Source organism: Stieleria neptunia (assembly GCF_007754155.1).
Lineage (GTDB): Bacteria > Planctomycetota > Planctomycetia > Pirellulales > Pirellulaceae > Stieleria > Stieleria neptunia.
Map to the genome: position 1 here is coordinate 10,045,550 of NZ_CP037423.1, position 19,650 is coordinate 10,065,199.

Annotated in this window: 6 protein-coding genes; 2 read left to right on the plus strand and 4 right to left on the minus strand. The window is 59.6% G+C overall.

Annotated features, from left to right (window positions below; all coding sequences use genetic code 11):
• Positions 1-429 precede the first annotated feature (429 nt).
• Positions 430-1,959 carry a TrkH family potassium uptake protein gene (locus tag Enr13x_RS34665; RefSeq protein WP_145392857.1) on the plus strand — a complete coding sequence of 510 codons (1,530 nt, stop codon included), beginning with the start codon at positions 430-432 and terminating at the stop codon, positions 1,957-1,959.
• A gap of 374 nt (positions 1,960-2,333) precedes the next feature.
• Here Enr13x_RS34665 and Enr13x_RS34670 read toward each other — a convergent pair whose 3' ends face one another.
• Both Enr13x_RS34670 and Enr13x_RS34675 read right to left on the minus strand, forming a co-directional pair.
• Positions 2,334-12,116, minus strand: a complete 9,783-nt coding sequence (locus tag Enr13x_RS34670; protein WP_145391484.1) for a tetratricopeptide repeat protein — start codon at positions 12,114-12,116, stop codon at positions 2,334-2,336.
• Between the two features lie 156 nt (positions 12,117-12,272).
• Complete coding sequence (locus tag Enr13x_RS34675) at positions 12,273-12,995, minus strand: redoxin domain-containing protein (protein ID WP_145391486.1); 723 nt, start codon at positions 12,993-12,995, stop codon at positions 12,273-12,275.
• Between the two features lie 726 nt (positions 12,996-13,721).
• On the opposite strand from Enr13x_RS34675, the gene tnpA reads away from it, so the two are divergent.
• The gene (tnpA, locus tag Enr13x_RS34680) at positions 13,722-14,174 is read left to right on the plus strand and encodes an IS200/IS605 family transposase (RefSeq protein WP_145391488.1); all 453 of its coding nucleotides are present in this window, start codon (positions 13,722-13,724) and stop codon (positions 14,172-14,174) included.
• Between the two features lie 417 nt (positions 14,175-14,591).
• Here the strand turns inward: tnpA and Enr13x_RS34685 are convergent, their stop codons facing one another.
• Both Enr13x_RS34685 and Enr13x_RS34690 read right to left on the minus strand, forming a co-directional pair.
• Entirely contained in the window at positions 14,592-17,060 is a 2,469-nt protein-coding gene (locus Enr13x_RS34685; protein ID WP_145391490.1) for a hypothetical protein, read from the minus strand.
• A 13-nt stretch (positions 17,061-17,073) separates the two neighbouring features.
• Positions 17,074-19,485 (minus strand): hypothetical protein, encoded by a 2,412-nt coding sequence (locus Enr13x_RS34690; RefSeq protein WP_145391492.1) that lies wholly within the window; start codon positions 19,483-19,485, stop codon positions 17,074-17,076.
• Positions 19,486-19,650: the final 165 nt, after the last annotated feature.

Sequence of the window (19,650 nt, forward strand, 5' to 3'; positions counted from 1 at the left end):
TGCCCGGCCGCTTACGCGTCGCGGCTCACAAAAACGACAGCCCGCTCGCGCCGTTCCGCTAACCCCTTCGATGCCCCAACAAGTGTATCAATTTGCGTGTTGCAGAATGCATCGATTGCCGCATCGTCTCGGCGCCGGCCTCGGGCCGAATCGAACCGAATCAGACACGGAAAAACACGCAAAAAGTGGCGATCGACGCCGCCTCCAGCGCCGACCGCCTGACCGTCGTTCATCCCCTGGGGAAGGGTTATTCGAGGCCGGGAGAGTTGAAAAGCAAACCGGATGCCAAACGCCACCCGCGACATTCTGCACAAACGCACTACAATCCTGGCGGAAAACCGCTGATTCCCCCGACAGGACCCGCAAGCCTTGAATTTTCGACTTCTCAGCCGCGTGCTCGGCATCGTCTGTCTGCTGATCGGCGGATCGATGAGTTTCAGTCTGCCGTTTGCGTTTCCGCTGCTGGCCAACCGGACCCATCTGCCCGCGGCCGAGGCGTTGGAACGCGAGGGGATCCAAGGTCTGGTCTTGAGCATGGCGATCAGCTTGTTGGTCGGAACACTGCTGTTGGTCAGCGGACGCGGCAATCGCGGTAAACCGCTGTTTCGCAAAGAGGCGATGGCCGTGGTCGGACTCAGTTGGGTGCTGGCGACCGTGCTGGGCGCGTTGCCGTACTACTTGAGTGGAACCGAAATCGCCGCCGATCAATCGATCACGTTCATCGAGGCGATGTTCGAATCTCAGTCCGGCTTCAGCACGACCGGCGCGACGATTCTGACGGACTTGGAGAACCCGAGCTCCGTTCCACACTGCATCCTCTTTTGGCGCAGTTGGACACACTTTCTGGGCGGATTGGGGATCGTCGTGTTGTTCGTCGCCATCCTCGGCCAAGGTTCCGCCGGCAAGGCGATGGTCCGCGCCGAAATGCCGGGGCCGAGCAAGGAAGGTAGCATGCCCCGGATGCAACACACCGCGCTCGTCTTTGCCGGCATCTACTGCGGCTTGAACGCGATCCTGACGGTGATCTACATGCTCGAAGGCATGACGCTCTTTGACGGGCTGTGTCACGCCTTTGGCACCATGGCCACCGGGGGCTTCAGCACGTACAACCGGTCGCTGGGCGGATTCGACAGTCCACTGATCGAGTACACCACCATCCTCTTCATGATCCTGGCCGGTACCAATTTCACGTTGCTGTATTTGACCTTGGCCGGCGGGCCACGACAGTTGTTTCAAGACGTGGAGTTTCAAACCTTTATCGGAATCATCGCCGGACTCAGCGGGTGCATCTTGCTGTTCGGGATGCGTGCCGGTGATGTCGGCTTTGAATCGCTCGGGCAAGGATTTCGCAATGGGCTGTTTCAAGTCGTCTCGGTGATGACGACCACCGGCTACGGGACGGCCGACTTCGATCGCTGGAACAACTTCGCCCGCGGCAGCCTGCTGGTGTTGATGTTCATCGGCGGATGCGCCGGCAGCACCGGCGGCGGAATGAAAGTCATTCGGCACGTGCTGTTCTACAAGATCCTGCTTCGCGAGATCGAACTTTCGTACCGCCCCCGCGTCGTCCGACTGATTCGGATCGGCGGCAACACCGCCGACGATCCGGCGATGCTCCGCGGCATCATGGTCTACTTCTGTTTGATCCTGGGAATTTTCATCGCCTCATGGATGCTGTTGGTCACCTTCGAACCGAGCTCGACGTGGGGCTATTCCGAGGAATCAGCGGCGCTGGCCGAAGACAGCACGCTGGACGAAAAACTGTTGGATTGCGCCAGCGCCGTCGCCGCCACGCTCAACAACATCGGTCCCGGACTCGGCGTCGTCGGCGCGACGCAGAACTACGCCGGATTCAGCCAAGGCGCCAAGTTCCTGTTCGTCTGGCTGATGCTGCTCGGACGCGTCGAAGTGTTTAGCGTGCTGGTGTTGGTCTTCCCGACCTTCTGGCGACGGACGTGAGGCCACCGCGCCCTCTCGTTCCAAGGCTCAGCCTTGGAACGCACTGCCGGCGAGGCTCCGCCTCGCGCGTCACGACGATTAAGAGGCAGAGCCCTACGCCGTGAACGATTTGTTAGCGGCAGGGCGCGAGCCCTCCGGTGGGTTGGCAATAACAAGGAACCGGAGAGCTCGCGACTGTCGATTGAGTGGAATTAGTCGAGGCAATGGTGAGCCGCTGGCCGTAAGGCGTCGGGCGGGCGTCTGGATGCCCGGCCGCGTACGCGTCGCGGCTCACGAAACCGACAGCCCGCTTGCCCCCTGCCGCTAAAACCACGTCAAACACAGGAAATAAATCGTTCACAGCGTAGGGCGGAGCCTGGGAACGAGTCCCTCCGCTACCGCCCCATCAACTCCGCCGGGACCTCGTCGGGCCAGTCACCGGTCAATCGAATCGTGCGAACGGTCACGTCACACTTCTCGTGACGATAAATGCCCGGTCGTTCGTGGCCTCGGACCGGAATCGTCGTCAGCGGTTGGTCGTTCAGCGTGAGCGCCAATTGGTCGCCCTCGCGTGACATCACCAAGGTGTTCCAAGCTTCATTCTTCGGCACGTTGTCCGGTGCGATCGCCGAATAGGGCGGGTCCAGGTTTGCGACATTGACAAACCCGACGGATGCCAAGTCCCCATTGGCGATGATCCAATCGGGCGTCGTTCCTTCCGCCCCCAACCGCATCACCGTCCGCCCGATCGTCGGCGAAAACTCCGTTTCTCCGCTCTTCCAATAGAATTCGATCTCGATCGACTCCCCGTCCTGAATCGGTCGCAGGTATTCGATGTGGCTGGCCGACTCGGACGCGCGGCTGCTCGAATCGGCGGGCTTGCCGTTGTAGTGCAGTTGTCCTTCACGCACACTCCAACCGTTCGGCAAGGGACCTTTTGCCAAGTCAGCCTCCATCTTTTTGCGGAACTTGAGAATCGATTGCTCGTTTTGCTTCGGTCCGATCGGGAGCAACATCTTTGGAATCGACCTGCCGCGCGTCAGCACGCCCCAACCACGCATGGTCGGATCGATCAAATTGACTTCATCGGGAATCGTGGGTGACCCCGAGAATCGCACGTCACGAAAATGCGTCGCCGTGCGATACTTGTGGTGATGAATCGAGACGAAGGGGTACGATCCCGTCACCGTGTCACTGACGTAGGGCTCGCCATTGCACAACGCTTCAACCCGGTCGTCAGAAACCGCAACCGCTTCGACGTTCGGCTTGCCCTGGCGGATCGAACCGACCTTGAACTCGACTTGCCCACGATTGCCCATCCCCAAAATTTTGGCCGATTGTTGCCATCCGTTGCCTTGGTAGATCACGCCTCCATAGGCGATGTCTGCTTCGCCCCAGCCCCCGTCTTGAATCTCCGCCGAAAAGGTGAACGAACCGCTCAGCGGATACTTGAACATCAGGTGCGACTGTTCATACCCGCTGGTCCCGCTGATCCAGCCGTCGGGACCGACGGCGTAGAGTGGCGGCAAAAGCACGTTGTCTCCGCGATAGCGAGCGGAGATGGGAACGACGTCAAAATGTTCCAACGGTGAATCCGTCGTCCCGCCCGCCGCCCGACCGACGCCCATCTTTGCCGACGCGCGGGCGACGGCGGAAATCATAAAGTTCCGCTGTCCGCGAACCGCGTAAACTTTTACATTGCGAATCATCGGTTCCGCAATCGCCACGGGCAGCCCTGCTTCAAAGGCGCGAACGATCAAATGCGTCTCCAACGCCGGGAACCAAAGACCTTTGTCGTTCTGCTTGGGAAGGTTCTTGGCCAATCGATCCCCGACCGCACGCAACGTCGGCTCGATTTCCTTCAGCACCGGAGCCGTTTCGTCAGCGTTCGATTTGGCCGCCGCCAATTTCAACAACGCCGCCGCCATATCGGCTTCATCCCCGACCGTCTTTCGATTGCGCTGCAGTTTCTCAAGAATCGACTCGGTTTGCCCCGCAGCGACCGCGTCATCGATCAACATCACCAGCGAATTGACAACCGGGTAGTCTTCGGTGCTGGTGGGCAGATTGATGACTGCATCGAGCAGCGGATGTTGCCTCCGCACCAGCGGCGGCGGAATTTCGTAACTGACCAACGCGTCGAACGATGCGATCGGATCATCGCCGTCGCGGCCGAAAGCCAAATTCTCTAACAGCCGGATTCGTTTGTCGGCGGGCAACTGCGAAATCGCCAGACAGACATGGGATTCAAACCGATTGGAATAATTTCGCTGCGTCGTGAAATGCTCGAGGATGGATCGGCGGAAAACGGGATCCATCTGCTCGGTCAACCCGTCATCGATCATGCTGACGGTCAACCGCTCCAGGGCCCGCCGCTTGTAATCTTGCAGGTCGACGCCACTGGGGTAGGCCTGCGTCTCGATCGTTTCCAACTCGGATTGGATGTAGTCGTCGATGACTTGACGATCGCCGCTGGCTTTGGCGATGGCCACGTACCGGAGCGCGAGTCGCCGCCGGATTTCGCGGTGCCGGTTAGCGGTGTAGCCATCAGAACCGATCAGCGATTCGGTGCGTCGCGACAATTCGCCGACTTTTGTTGTGACATCTACCAGGCTTTCACCACCAGTGTTTTTCGCGGCGTTGATCATGTCAGACGCGAGGATCGGCCAGATGGCATGCATCACCCGATCAACCACTTCCGACTTCTTTTGCGATTCACTGGCCATCTGACTGGTGATCGTCGTCACCGGCCCTGTGCCCGTGGGGCGTTGCCCCAGCGGAGGAAGCTGTTTGTCGATTGCGGCGATCAAGCGATCCAACGACGCGGCAAGACGCTCCATGTTTCCAGCGGCAAAGGCGAGTTGAACCAACGCGATCGACAATTCCGCGTTTTCATCGGCCGATCCCAAACGTTCTTCCAGCGTCGCGGCGACCTCGTCGGCCCGACCGCTGGCCGCCGCCGCAGTCGCCAACACCATCGATGCCGAGGAGACGACGATGTCATCGTCGGACCGAATCCGATCGTAAGACGACGTGGCAATCTTTTGGGAATAGTTGAAAACCGTGTCGGGCCGATTGGCCGGGGCGAAGATCGCCAGGTAGGCATCGGCCACGCGGCCCATCGCTTGGCGATCGATCTGACGGTCGCGATCGGTCTGGTAGGAACTGAGTTTGAATTCAAACGGAACGCCCATCGCTTGGGACAAGGCATCGGTCACGGCGGAAACCTTGGCGGCCAACAGATCCATTTCCGTCTGCTGTTCGCGAGAGTTGAACGTCGGCTGACTGCGTGACGCAGTAATCGCAAATGCATCGCCGCCGGTGGAAAGCTTTCGCAGCGGGGGACCGTTTTGAAGCGCCAGTTGCAATGCCCGCATCGACGTGTCGATTTCGCCTGCCTTGGCGGCGTCCTTGGCGACCTGCAAGCATTGATCGACCAACGATTGCGACAGCGGCGCATCCGGTGCGGACTGGGCGGTGATTAAATCCAAGATCCGGGAGATGGCCTGCGACGCGTCTCCAGTGATTTCCGCGAGCGCCAGCGCGATCGATGAGTCATTCGCGGATTCGGCAACCTTGCTGAGGTAGTCGACCAATCGCGCGCCGATCTCTTGGTTGGTTTGATTGTCCGATCGACTGGCCGCCCGCGCGACCGGATACAGATCAAACAGTGCGGTGGTCTTGACGCGGTCGACGACCTGATCGCCCTTGTTGACGAGTTCTGTTTCAGTCGGCAAACGCTCGAACAACGTCTTGGCAAGCTTGGTGGTGGAATCATCCTCCAGGTAACAGGCCGTCATCAGTTGCAGCGCCGCCAATTGCCACGATGCGCTGTGAAGCTCGGCCAGCTTGCCCACTCGTTCGGCAAACGCTCTGACGGACTCCCGGGCTTTCTCGTCCGCGACTGCGACGCGGATCGCCAGCCCTAAACTGGACGGAGCGTCCGAGGTCAGGATCGTATCAGCCGACGCTTCCATCAACTCGACCGGGCTGGATTCCACGTCCTTCTCCCAAGCCTCAAGCTGGCGGATCAGATGATTTGCAGCGACCTCTGGGGTGATTTTTTCCGCCGCCGTGTCCGCCCCGTTTTGAAACGCTTCCTTCGAATTGCGACTGCCGCCCCAACGCCGCGCACTGTCAAAACGTTCGGGCTTGGATAAAGCCGCGTGATAAATGATCAAGGCGTCGACAGGTGAATTGCAGGCAAGCAGTTGCTCGGCAACCCACTGATCCAACTGCAGTTGCTGATAGTCACCATATCCCGGGTTGTACTGATTCTGGCTCGAAAAATCGGTGACGCGATACAGTTCCAACAACAGCGTCCGGGCATCGTCGAATCGTTCGGCCTTTTTATAGGTTTCGATCAAGCGATGATCCAACGTGTACTGCGGGCTGCTACTCGAAGAGGTAGTGCTTCGTTTGGCCTCTTGATAGAGATCGATCAAAAAATCGGCGGGCACCCCATCGACGTTTTCCAGGACCTGACCGGCTTGCCACAACAGCCCGGAACTGACCGTCGGCGTTTTGGAGGAGTCGTCCGGCTCGCGCTCGATGCAAGCCCGCATCGACGCCAGACTGTCCGCCACCTTCTCCGCTTTCCCGGTGTCGAGCAGTGCCAACAGGAACGTCGCCCCCAGCTTGTACGACTCCATCTCTTTCGCGATCTCTGCAGACTCACGGAACCTTTGATTCGCGTCCGCGTCGGCTTGAATCATCGCCAACGTGTCCGCGAGCGGCCCGATCGCATACCCTCCGCTGCTGCGACTGTTAACGTTCCACAGCTGTGAATTGGCTGAAAATGCGTCGTTGCTGCAGACGGCATCCAGAATCGCCTCGCGGTATTCCGGAATCTGTTTGCGCTGGTCCTCCGGCAAATTGCGGACAATGTTGTAGACCTGTGTCTGGGCGGCGGGTGATTTCAATAGGTGCGCGATGAAATTCCGTTTGGCATCACTCAACGTGCTCCGCGATCCCAACCGGGCCAATTCGTCCATCCGATACGTCGGAATACTTGCCACCGGGATCTTGATCAGCCGACGATACATTTCGTCGATCGTCTCTTCCCCCGCAGACCGCGCGGCATTGCTCATCTTGTAGTAATCGTTGTTGAACCGACTGGGATCTTTCTCGAAGGCATCCAAGTACAACTTGACGGCATCGGCGTTTCGTTTCGCTTTGACCATCGCATCGGCGCGAGCGATCATTTGCGCGGCGTTGACCGGCACGTCCTCGGACAGGTTTTCCCAGACCTGGTTGGCTTCGTCACTGCGCCCCGCCGCGACATACAATTCCGCCAACTCCTGCTTCGGGCGAATCGCCTTGGGCGACGATTCGACACGTCGCTTGGCACGCTCGATCAGTGGCTCCAACCGGCCGGCCGACTGCAGAATCGAGACGACTTGTTGCTGATAATACGACTGATTACTGCGTTGGGACCGGCCGGAGGAAAGTCGTCGCATGAGCGCATAGGCGACCTCGGCCGCGGCCTCTTTGTCCCCCGCGGAAAGAAACGCGCGTGCAATCTGCAGCTCGGTGTTCTCATCCCGGACGCGGCCGCTACGGGTCCGCGCCAGCATCGCGTTGGCTTGATCATTCAACCCCAATCGTTTCAGCTGGTCGGCCAAGGCGAGTTGCATCTGTACGTCCAACCGCATGCCGAACAACCGCTCGGCGGCAACCTTGGCTCGCTCGGTGTCCCCGATCTCGGCCGCCAGATTCATCGCCGCCATCTCCTTGCGGACCAGCATGCGACTGTCCAGCGGGCTGAAGGAATCCAGCGTCTCAAGCGCCAAACGGGGTTGTTTCAGCTCGCTCGCCAAACGGGCACGCTCAATTTGCAAGTCGACATCGCCGGGGAATTCGGTGCACAGGTCGACCAGCTGTTCGTAACACTTCTGCGGTCGATCCGCCCACCAATGGGCATAGGCGGCGACGACCCGCCGCGTCTTCCGTTCTTCCGGCGGTGCGTCGCTGAGTGGGGTCTGCAGATGTTGGATCAGGTCCGACGAGAGCGTCGGCGTTTGAGGTTGGCCGCTGAGCGTTTGAGCTTGGCTCGTTGACCCATCACTGTCGCTGGCGGAAAAGGCCAGCACCTGTTGTGCGAGTGTTGAATCCAGCAACCGGGGCGAGAGCGGTCCACGAATCCGGACCGACCGAAACCCGCCGCTTCCGGTCTGTGCGTAGGTATTGACGTAGCCATCGCCGAGTGTCGTCGAGCGACTGGCCGCATTGAGCGTCGACTTGGACCAACCCGCGATCACGGCGTCGACCATCGCCTGCTCGTGCCGTTCGCTAAACGCTTGGGCAGCCTCGCCGCCGCCCATCATGACTTGTGTGATGGGGCTGAATCCCTGAACCGGTGCCTTGGGCTTTTCACGTCGTGCCGCCGGCAACAGTTGCTTGACCAATCCGTCGGCTTGCTCCGGTTTTCCCAGACGCAGATAAAACTGAATCGCGCCGACGATTTCGTCATAGCTGGCGTCCGCACCGGGAGGCTCGGGTGCGAACTGGGCGGCCGTTTCTTCTTGGCCGGCCAACTTGAATTCGTGACCGAGGATCGCCTGCATCATCATTTCGGCCGCGCCGGGAGGAGCCCCCATCAGTGCCGTGGACGCCATTCCCGATGTTTGCACACGCTTGTTGATCGCGGCCAGAAGCTCTAGCTCGTGCGCGGCAAGCGGCGTCATGTCCGGTTTCCGCTCGGCAGGCATTGCATCGGACATCATCCGCTGAGAAAGGAGCTGCAACAGCGGCGTCATGCCATACGCGGGATCGATTTCGGCCAGCCGCCAAATCATCTTCATCTGATTCTGGCGCAACGCCTCCGCTTTGGCTTTCGCCGCCCCCGACAGGTTGGACGGCAAGGGGCCGAACGGACCGGAAACGGGCTGATTGCTGACCAACGAGATCACGTTCATCAACGCGAAGTGCTCCCAGATCTCCATCGCATCGGTGATCGATTCCCAGTCCTGGACGGCAAATTCGGCATCCAATTTTGCCTGCACGGCGTCGCCGACCTGATCGTCCGGTTTGCCAATCGCTTCATTCATCAAAATCAACGACGCGGCGATCACACGGGCATGGCCGAATGAGGTCGGTTCGAGCGTCGCCGTGGGTGTGGAATACGAATAGGAGGCGTTGGCGTATCGGCCGACGCGTAACATCTGGGCCAGCTGGTACGAAGACTGGCTCCAGTACATCGGGTTGGATTGATAGCCGGCCGGCAATGGATTGACGGCCGACCGCGTGACCGTGTTTTTGCGTCGCGTCGGTGCCGGGGCATCCATCGGCACGTCGGCCGCACGAATCTGCTGGGCCAACTGCATCGCCCGCTCGCGGTTCGCATCGGCTTCCTTTTCGCTTCGGTCCAACAGCAATATTTGTGCCAGCGACAGCTTGATATCCCACAAACTCTCGTCGGCTCGCAGAGCCTCTTCACAGATCGCCCGCGCGGTTTTTAGATCGCCGCGTCGCGCCGCCGAACGGACCATGCCGCCCAGCCGTGAGGGATCCGACAAAAACGACAACCGCTGGGAAAGCGCCTGGGCGACATCGATCGTGCCGGCTTCCAATTGATACTCCACCAGCTTGAAACGATTCTCCGGCGTGTTGGCCAGTTCCGTGATCCGCTTTTGGTACTCCGCCGCCTGTTCCACTTCGTTGGCCGCATCAGCCAGCCGCACCATCGTTTCCAACAAGGCGACGTCGCGAGGCTGGACGGCCAGCAACTGATCGATCGCGTTGATCGCCGCGCCGAAGTCCTGAACCGACTCGTGAGCCGCCGCGACCATCAGACTGGTCGTTCGGGCGTTGCCGTCCTTGCGGTTGATCTCTTCGATTCGACCGAGCAACGTCTGCAGGTCTGTCTTGCGATCGTACAGCGGGGCGAGCGCCCGGATCACATTGATTTTGTCATCAAGCTTGACTTCATAGCCGAACGCCTGCCAATACAATTCGATCGCTTCGTCGGTGCGATAGCGATCGGCGAAATGACTCGCCAGCATCCGTCGCGGCGAGTTGTCTCGGGGGGCGACCGTCATCGCGCGGCGCAGTGCGGCGATCGCTTCTTCGTCTCGATTGACGCCAAACGCGGTTCGCGCATAGAACTGATACGATTCGGGGCTGGCCGGATTGGCATCAATGACGGCTTCGCAGGTCTCGATCGCTTGATCGGTCTGTCCCAATCGCACTTGCAGACCGGCCACACGTTGCAAGTAATTGGTCCGGAACCGACTGTCCGCCGTGGCGAGTTGTTCGAATAGCCCCGCGGCGTCACCCAACCGGTTCTGACGTTCGGCAAGATCAGCCGCAACCAGCAACACGTCGGTGTTGTCCGGTGCCATCTTCAGCGCTCGTTGAATCGAGCGTTCCGCGTTGACCAGATCGCCGGCCGCACCGTGCATCAACGCCAACGTTCGCAGCGAGTCGGCGGACTCCGGCTCGGCCGCTAGATCACGAATCTGTTGCTCCAACGTCCCCGACGCCTGATACACCGCGATCCGGTCTTTGAGCAATTGTTCTTGTTCATCCGGCGTTTCGGCGATGGTCGCCGCCGCGTCCAAACGTTTCAGAGCCGTTTCGTATTGCTTGGCTTCGGTCAGCTTTGCCGCGTAGCGTAGCTCTTGGGCAAACGTCAGATCGTATTGAGCGGCTTCGCCCCACGCGTCGAGCGCCAGCCCCGGCAACTTGAAGGCCCCAAACACTTCGGCCAATCGGACCAATGACTCACGACCGCGGCGATCACCGTCCGCGATCGACCGCCAGACTTCAACGGCTTCGTCCTTGCGATCGAGCGAATGGAGGTACTCGCCCAAATACTCCCGATACTGGGGCGACGCGGGATCCAGCTCGATCGATTTGCGATACAGTTCGATCGCGTCGTCGCTGCGGTCGATGCCACGCATCAAGTCGGCGACTTGCGAGAGCGTCACCGCGTCATCGCTGCGGGTGTCGGCCAGCCGTGACCAAACGTCCGCCGCTGCGTCGCGCCGCTCTTCAAGCGGCGTCTCCGCATCCTCCAACAACACCTGTCCCCAACGCACCAGGTGATCGGGGTTGTCCGCGTCGCGTTTGGCGAGTTCCTGAAACTGATTCGCCGCTTCGGCGACGTTGTTTTGATGGATCAACACATCGATCAACGTCGATCGCGCTTCGGTATCATCCGGTGCACGAACGACGACCGCATCCAACAGCGTCTTGGCTTCCGACAGCCGCCCCGCCGTGATCAGGATCCGCGCCAATCTCGTTTGCAGCGCCAGGTCATCAGGCCGATCGGCAAGTTGTTGTTGGTAGTAGTCCGCCAAGGCGTCGTAGTCACCCGACTTTAAAAAGCCGGCTTCGATCCGGTTGCGAACGTCGGTGTGCAGCCAACTGCCGGGATTCAACCGCGCCAGAATCGATTCCAGTTGCTCGGTCGCCTCTTCGGCGTTTCCCTGTCGCCGTCGCATTTCGGCAGCCTGAACCGCCATCGCGATTTTTTCATCGGGCTGTTTGGAAGTCTTCGCGAGTTGTTCGTAGCGCCGCAAGGCTTCGTCATAGTTGCCTTCTTCGGCAAGCGTCCGCGCGATTTGACTGCCAACCCGTGTGTCGCCGGGAAACAGTTGTTCCAACCGGGTCCACACCGCCAGGGACTTCTCCCGCTCGCCGGCGCGGCTGTAAATCCGCCCCAGTTGCGTGAACATCGGCAGCGCTTCGACGCGTGAAGGCCCGCGATCGAGCGCCCGTTCCATCGCGGCGGCCGCCTGCTCGGTCTGGCCGACCGCCAAGTAGGCGCGACCAAGATAAAAACTGCAGGCGGCATCGTCGGGCAATGTTGATTCCGCTGCCGTCAAAACCTGTGCCGCCTCCGCCGCACGACCGCGCTGCAATTGAACCAATCCCCAAACCATCTGACGCTGACCCGCGTCGTCGGCCTGGGGATCAGAGAGTTGTTTTTCCAGTTCGTCGAGCGAATCGTTTTGGACGTGGTATCCGTACACGCGATCCAATGCCACACCGGGACGCGGCCGACGCAGCAACACCTGTAGATAACGATCCGCCGCGATGCGTTCGCGATTGGAAAGTTCATCCGAGTCTTGGGCGCCGAGCGATAGCGGAATCAAGATCGAGAGCAGGCAGAGTAGCCCGACGGTGCGAGCGAGCGGTGTGATCGGCGCGCGATGGGACAATGGACGTGTCACGGAGATCCCCACGAAGTAGAACAGCAAACGAATGGGGATCAGTATGAAGCCCCCCGGGAACGATTCGCAAGCGTTTTCGCGGCCGGTTGAGCCAATTCGGCAAAGTTTAAGATGTGCTGTCTAGATTGATGCGGACGTCTGACCGCCAGGACACAGCTACCGCGCCAACGTCCGCAACATCGGCAAGAGATCTTTGTACAGATCATCGTGCGGATGATGTCCGCATGAGTCGGAACGCAACACGAAATCACGATCGATCAAGTGGAACCCCGGAATCATTTCATAGGTTTCGCGGCTGAGCATCGAGGGATCACCGCGGAGCACGATTTGGTTCGCCTCGCGATCCATCTGAAAGTGCTCGGCCCACCCTGCGACCTCAGCCTGCGTCGGGGCCGACACGGAGTCTCCGTACAGCAAGACCTGAACGAACACGACATCCTCGCTGCCGAGTGTGACCCCGGCATATTGGCGGGCGTAATGTTCGATGGACTCCAATCCCGACTGCACCGTGTGGTGACCAAACGCGCCGTGTTGTTTTCCGCCGGCAAAGGCCTGGCAACCCTGACAGGGGATCGCGGCGTATTCAACCAAGATGATCTTGCCCGCGAAATCCGACAGGTGAACCGTCTGGCCGGTCTGATCGGTCAGAACCAGGTCAGGGAATTTGTCACCGCGAACCGGCGGCCACTCGCCGAGCACGACCGGATCGGCCGACCGCAAACCGACAGCCGACGTCAATTCGATCGGCAGATGGTTCACCGCGCGGTCGATCAACGGTCGGGGCAAATTGCCCGTCGCCTTCAACCCCGCCAACACGATCGGAATCAACAGAACCGTGCCGACAACAATCGTCAAAATTGATTTGATCAAACGAACCATCGAACGAGACTTTCCATTCAGGCGGGTATAGACGAACCGTCATCAATCGTAGGTCACGGTTAAACCCACACGCATGGGGCAACGGCCATGCACAACACCATCGGTCGACGACGCATTGTCCATGGCCGTTGGCCAAACCAAACCCGTCGCGTTCTCGAGACCTAGGGCGTTGCCCTAGGCTACGGATGTCAACGGCCGTTGGCCGAATCGATCCGTGCGGACCGACATCGACGGAGGTTCACAACCCTCGGACGCCCCGTTCGTCCAATCCCGTGCCAACGGCACGCATTGGCCAACGGCCATGCAGACCCATAGCCTGGGGCAACGCCCCAGGAATGCGACGCGCGAGTGGACCGATTGGCCAACGGCCATGCACAACACCATCGGTCGCCAACGCATTGTCCATGGCCGTTGGCCAAACCAAACCCGTCGCGTTCTCGAGACTAGGGCGTTGCCCTAGGCTACGGATGTCAACGGCCGTTGGCCGAATCGATCCGGTCGGACCGACATCGGCGGAGGTTCACGACCCCCGGACAAACCGTTCGTCCAATCCCGTGCCAACGGCACGCTTATTGGCCAACGGCCATGTATACCCATAGCCTGGGGCAACGCCCCAGGAACGCGACCACGGAAATACGGGTTGGCCAACGGCCATACACATGGTTCAATGACAGCACTCGAGAGGGCCCTCGAACCACCACCTTTTGTTCACTTAAGGAGGGACTCATGCCCCAATCGCACGCTTGTCTGTATGCTCATCTGATCTTCAGCACCAAAGACCGCTACCCGTTTCTCGACACCTCCGTTCGAGACCGTGTGCACGCCTATTTGGCCGAAACGGTTCGCAATATGGGATCGTCATTCTCGCTGGTCGGTGGAGTCGCCGATCATGTCCACCTCTTGTTTGAAATGGGTCGCGTTCACGCGGCGAAGGACTTTAGCGAAGAAATCAAACGGGAATCTTCGAAGTTTATCAAAACGTTCGGCGGCAAACATTCGAAGTTCTATTGGCAACGCGGATACGGAATTTTCTCAGTTTCGCCACCCCATCGGTCCGCCGTCGAAGCCTACATTCGCAATCAGGAGGAACATCACCGCGTCAAGACGTTCCAGGAAGAGTATCGTGATTTTTTACGGCGTTACGACATTCAATATGACGAACGTTACGTGTGGGATTGAGGACAATGATTGCCCATGGCCGTTGGCCATACCAAACCCGTCGCGACCCGAGACCTAGGGCGTTGCCCTAGGCTACGGATGTCAACGGCCGTTGGCCGAAATGGTCCGTGCGGACCCGCATCGACGGAGGTTCACGGTCCTCTGAAAAACCGTTCGTCCAAACCGTGCCAACGGCACGCTTATTGGCCAACGGCCATGTATACCCATAGCCTGGGGCAACGCCCCAGGAACGCGACGCGCGAGTGGACCGATTGGCCAACGGCCATGCACAACACCATCGGTCGACGACGCATTGTTCATGGCCGCCGGCCAAACCGATCCCTCGTGACCCGAGACCTAGGGCGTTGCCCTAGGCTACGGATGTCAACGGCCGTTGGCCGAATCGATCCGTGCGGACCGACATCGACGGATCCGATTTCAATCCATCACTTGTCGTCGCAACTGATCCATCCACCCATCGGCGTCGACGGCAATCGCGATGCGGTCGCTCAACTCCGGGTCTTCGAAATACTTCGAAATCGCTTGCCCACCGATCAGATACGCCTCGCGCTCCAACCTCTGCACCTCGGCCAACTCGCCGCCGAACGCCAAATTCTCATCACTCAGCCATCGATCCAACAGGAATCGACAAAGCTCGTCGACGTAACGATCTGCCCGTGTCCGTTCGACACCCAACCACCACTGCGTCGGCTTGTGGCTGTATTCTCCGGCGAATCGTTGGCCAAGCGTTTGGGACTGATATTGTCGCCAACTGCGGATCAAACTGTTGCGCCGAGACTTTCTGACGAGCTCCCGATCGGGCACCAACTCAATCAACGCCTTCAATTGGGGCGTCTCCCCGTCCTGCTCGACATAGGCAAAAATCGCGCGGGCCGCGATCAGATCCGAGATCTCTGCCACACCCATCAAGACGTTGAAATCCGCTCCGCCGCTGACGGCTTGTTCCCGAGTCAGACGCGACCACTTCAACAACACCCGGACCGCATCGAACTGTTTCTCGCGCGCGTCTGCGAACCGCGGCGCGGCCGGATACACATGGGGCTCCGAATAGGCCGCGAGGTTGGATTGCGCGTCGTTCTGATGAAACTGTAATGGATAATAGGATCGCACGTTGATGATTTGCAGCACCTCCTTGAACGACAGGTGCCGGCCGATGCTATCGGTTGCCGACAGTTCCTTTGCGATGCGATCATCACGACCTTCCGGGCTCACAGCCGCTTTCAAGACCAGGGTCTCGAGCCTTCGAACGTATGCCGGGTCCAAGATCGCAACCTTGTCGGCTGTCGGATCGACGCGGGGTAGATCGATGGAATACATCTGTTGTCGCCAGGCGACGCGCGGGCTCGGCGTGGTGGCGTACCGTGCCCCGAGTACCACCACATAGGGCAAAAACAACGCGACGACGATAAATCCAACCATCGGCACCACGTATTCTTTGCCCTTCTCGCCGGCCATCCATTTCGGCGTCAGTCGCCACGATGCCAGCAGCAAGATCATCGACGATAGCAACAAAACAGCCGAGGCACGCGTGTAGAACATCAACAGGCCGGCGAGAACGAACGCCGCCAACTGAACAAACACCGGCCCGGCGAAGAACGACAACGTCGGTCGTGGCGACCACTGCGAAACCAACTGCGTCAGCGCAAACCCCGCAAAAACGACCATGACCGTGATCGTCAACCGGTCGTCCCAGGTCCACGCCACCGCGTGGTCAGCATCCGCCGCATCGCGATAAACTCCCGCCAACACAAGGCTTGCCAGAATGATCGCCGTGACACACAGTGTCGGTCCGACGCGAGTCAGCCAGACCCTCGTCGGCGAGATACCTCGGTCATACAAAAACACGCATCGTTTTCGCACCGAATCGCCGTAAAACGTCAGCGCCGCGATCATGAACAGCGGCAAGATGCAAATGGAATGGCCGACCACCAACATCTCCTCGCTCGAGGAGCCGGTGAACAAAGCACCGACGATCGCCACCATCGTCAGCAAGGTAAGCTGCCAACGAATCGGCCACACCTGCAGCCACAACAGCGCGAGCAGCGGTCGCGGTCGCCCGAAAACCATCGCCCCGGCCAGCTTGGACGACGCCACGTCCTGGGGAGGCCGAAACGCGCCGGTCGATACCTCTCCCAGCGCACGTCCGGCACGCCGAGATTCCGGCCAAGTCAATCGTCGCCAGGCCGCAAAAAAACTGAGCCCGGCGAGCACGAACAAGCCCACCCCAATCAGCAGGGCGAACGTCCCAAAGTTTTGCTGAACCACACGCTGCGGCGGACCGCGAAATTGTGCCGAGGGCAGCATGACCACCGCTGCGTACATCACGCCCCAAACCGACACGATCACTAGCGGAACAAACGTGACCAGGGCCGTGATCGGGGACCGAAACCAATAGGCCGTCGTAAAGCTGGACAGCATCACCGCGATGCTCAACGTCACCGCACCGCCGCAGTGAATCCAGAACGGCTCGGGCAGTCCGCTACTCTGGCGAATCCGATCGATCCAATAATCGCTCATCGCAGACCAATACGCCAGAAAGCAGATCGTTGCGACGACCCACGCCAATAATAAACAGGCGCTTGTGACCAACAACTTACTCGTCGCGATCGTCTTCCAGCCGGCGGGCAGGGTTTGCAGCCACGCCAACGAACCGCTCTCCTCCTCGCCACCGATCAACACCGCCGGTGCACCACAGGCGATCAACATCGGCAGCAACATCCAGATCGCGTAGGCCAACCCCATCCGCTCGGTGCCGACGTCGCTCACGCCGGCGAACAGCCCCAACAACACAAAAAACCCCACGATCAACGCCGGCGTGGCGATCGCCAACGTCCGCACCGTTCGCGCGTCCTTCCAAATCATTCGCTGCAGGATTTTTCGATTCATCGTCATGCTCCCCTCATCTGACGCGATTCTTTAAACGTTTGATCGACTCTTGAGCTTGAAACTCGTACAGCGGACGCATCATTTGCGACAGTTCCGCTTGCTCCGCTGAGTGCACAAAATTGGGAATCTCCCATACGCCTTTCATCGACCCTGATCGCCAATGTGTTTCCGCGAGCTTGACGGTCTGATCGACAAATCGCTCGCGTCTCAAGGCCTCGATCCTTGCGATGAACTCGGTCCGCGGCCGCGGTGACCTGTTACCCAACGACATCGGTCGATTGAAACCGGTTGCCCCTGTCTGCCACTTCCACGACGCAATCAAGCTGTTGCGGCGAGATTCCAAGACGAGTGAATCGTCGGGAAACATGCCAGCCAATTCCTTGATCTCCGGCGTCATGGCGCCTTCATCGAGGTGTCGATTGAGGATCACCGCGGCGATCCATTCGGCGTACTCGGAGATCTGCGCCAGCCGCTCAAACGACGAATCGCCGAAGCGAGCTTCGTGGCGAACCATCTGGGACCACTTCAGCAACACCCGTGCGATCCGCAATTCCAACGCGAGTTGATCGGCGCCGAAGCGACTAAACGAACTCGCCCCCGCACTCGGCGCATACCCTTCGGGCCAATAGGGAACACGCGCGACCAATTCGTTAAACGACACAAATTCCCCGACGGATGTCTCCGACGCCAACTCTTGGACCAATCTTTCGTCGAATTGATCGCTCTTGGGAGACAAGAGCAATTCGTCGCGTCGAAACCCGTTCCAGAAGTAGGCTAGCTCCGGAATCGCGGCGCGATGGACTTCGACGAGTCGATCGTCTGCGGGTCGTTGCGGGAACTCGTACGCCAACATCCGCGTCCGCCACTGCGTCTGCTCGGCCGGGATCGTCGCACTTCGGATGCCAAGGACCAGCATGTACGGCAAAACGATTGACAGTGCGAAATACCCGACAAACCGCATTGTGTCACTCCGCCCGGTCGCCCCAGACAACCAGCGCGGTGTCAGTCGCCACGAGGCGAACAGAAACACGGGGATCGACACCATCGCGGCCCACAGGGCTCCCTCGCGGTATGCGTCGAACAACGGATAAAACAGCAGGAACGCCAGCACGGCGAACACGGGCGAGGCCAAAAACGCGAACACCGGCCGAGGCGCCCACTGCGACACCAATTGGCAGAGCGCGTAACCGACCAGCATCAGCATCGTACACAATAAAAATTCATTGAACCGCAGTCCGTCGTTGTACAGCACATCGCTCAGCAGCTGACTGACCAGCAGCGCCAGGAAAATCAACCCGCATGCGATCGCCGTCGGCATCAACCGCGTCCGCCAAATCAACGTGTAGGAAACACCGCGATCGGCTAAGAACACACAGCGTTTGCGAACCGAATCTCCATAGAACGTTGAACCGGCGATCCCAAACAACGCCACAGCCGTCATCAAGCTGGCCAGTTCTTCCCAATTGCCTCCACCCCAGACGGCGAACGTGACGCCCAGCACGCCGACAACGGTCAGGATCAATAGAATCCAAACGTTCTGCCGCGCCGCCTGCCACAACAGCGCGTGCGTCTTCGTCGGCCGCCGCAAAGCCAGCGAAACGCCGTACCACGACATCGGCAACGTGCTGGGAGGCCGAAAGGCGTCGCCGGAAACACGTTGCTTGATCCGCCGACCGAGCGATTCTTCGGGACCCGTGAGCCGTCGCTTGGCCATCCATTGATGCAGAGCGAACAGCACACCGATCGCACCGACGATCGGGACCGTCATCACGGACCAAAACTGAAAGGCAGAAATCGATACCCATCGCGGCCGCCCCTGCAGCCTCGTTCCCAGCCAGTATTCTTCAACACTGACAAACGCGATCGCAAACACAACCATCGCCGGCAACACCGCCAGCAGCGCGTTGATCGGTGAACGGAACCAATACGCCATGATAAAACCGGTCAGCAACAATGCGATGCTGAACACCCACTGCGAAACAACAGCGACGGCCGACCAATCCGGAACGTTGCGTGTGTTCTCGGCCCACGCGATCACATGGTCGGGCAGAATCGACCACTGCAACCAATACAGCATGCTGGCCAAGATCCATCCGGCCAGCAGCGTGCCGAAGGCGACCAACAACTTGCTGATCGCGACGCCGCGCCAACTGGCCGGCAGCGTCCGCAACCACGCCAGCGACCCACTCTCCTCTTCACTCCCGACCAACAGCGCCGGGGCGCCAAAGGCAAGCAGATTCGGCAGCACGATCCAAATCATTCGCGACAGGCCGAGCCGCACTTGATTGTCCACGTCCATCACCGCGTCGGCGATCAACCACAACAGCGCGTTGAATCCGAAGATCGCCGCCAGCGTCGCGATCGCCAACGGAGCAAGCGTTCGAGCGTCTTTCCAGATCAATCGCTGCATCACTTTTTGATTCATCTTTCCGCCCCTCGTTGGCTATGGTTCACGATTCCTTCACCCAAAGTCACCCTCCTGGCAGGAGGGTCGAGCGAAGCGAGGGGAGGTCGATCGGTGAAACATCGCGTTCACAATACCTGCAGCAGGCCGCGGCACAAGCACCACGGCTGACCCTCTCCTCGCTGA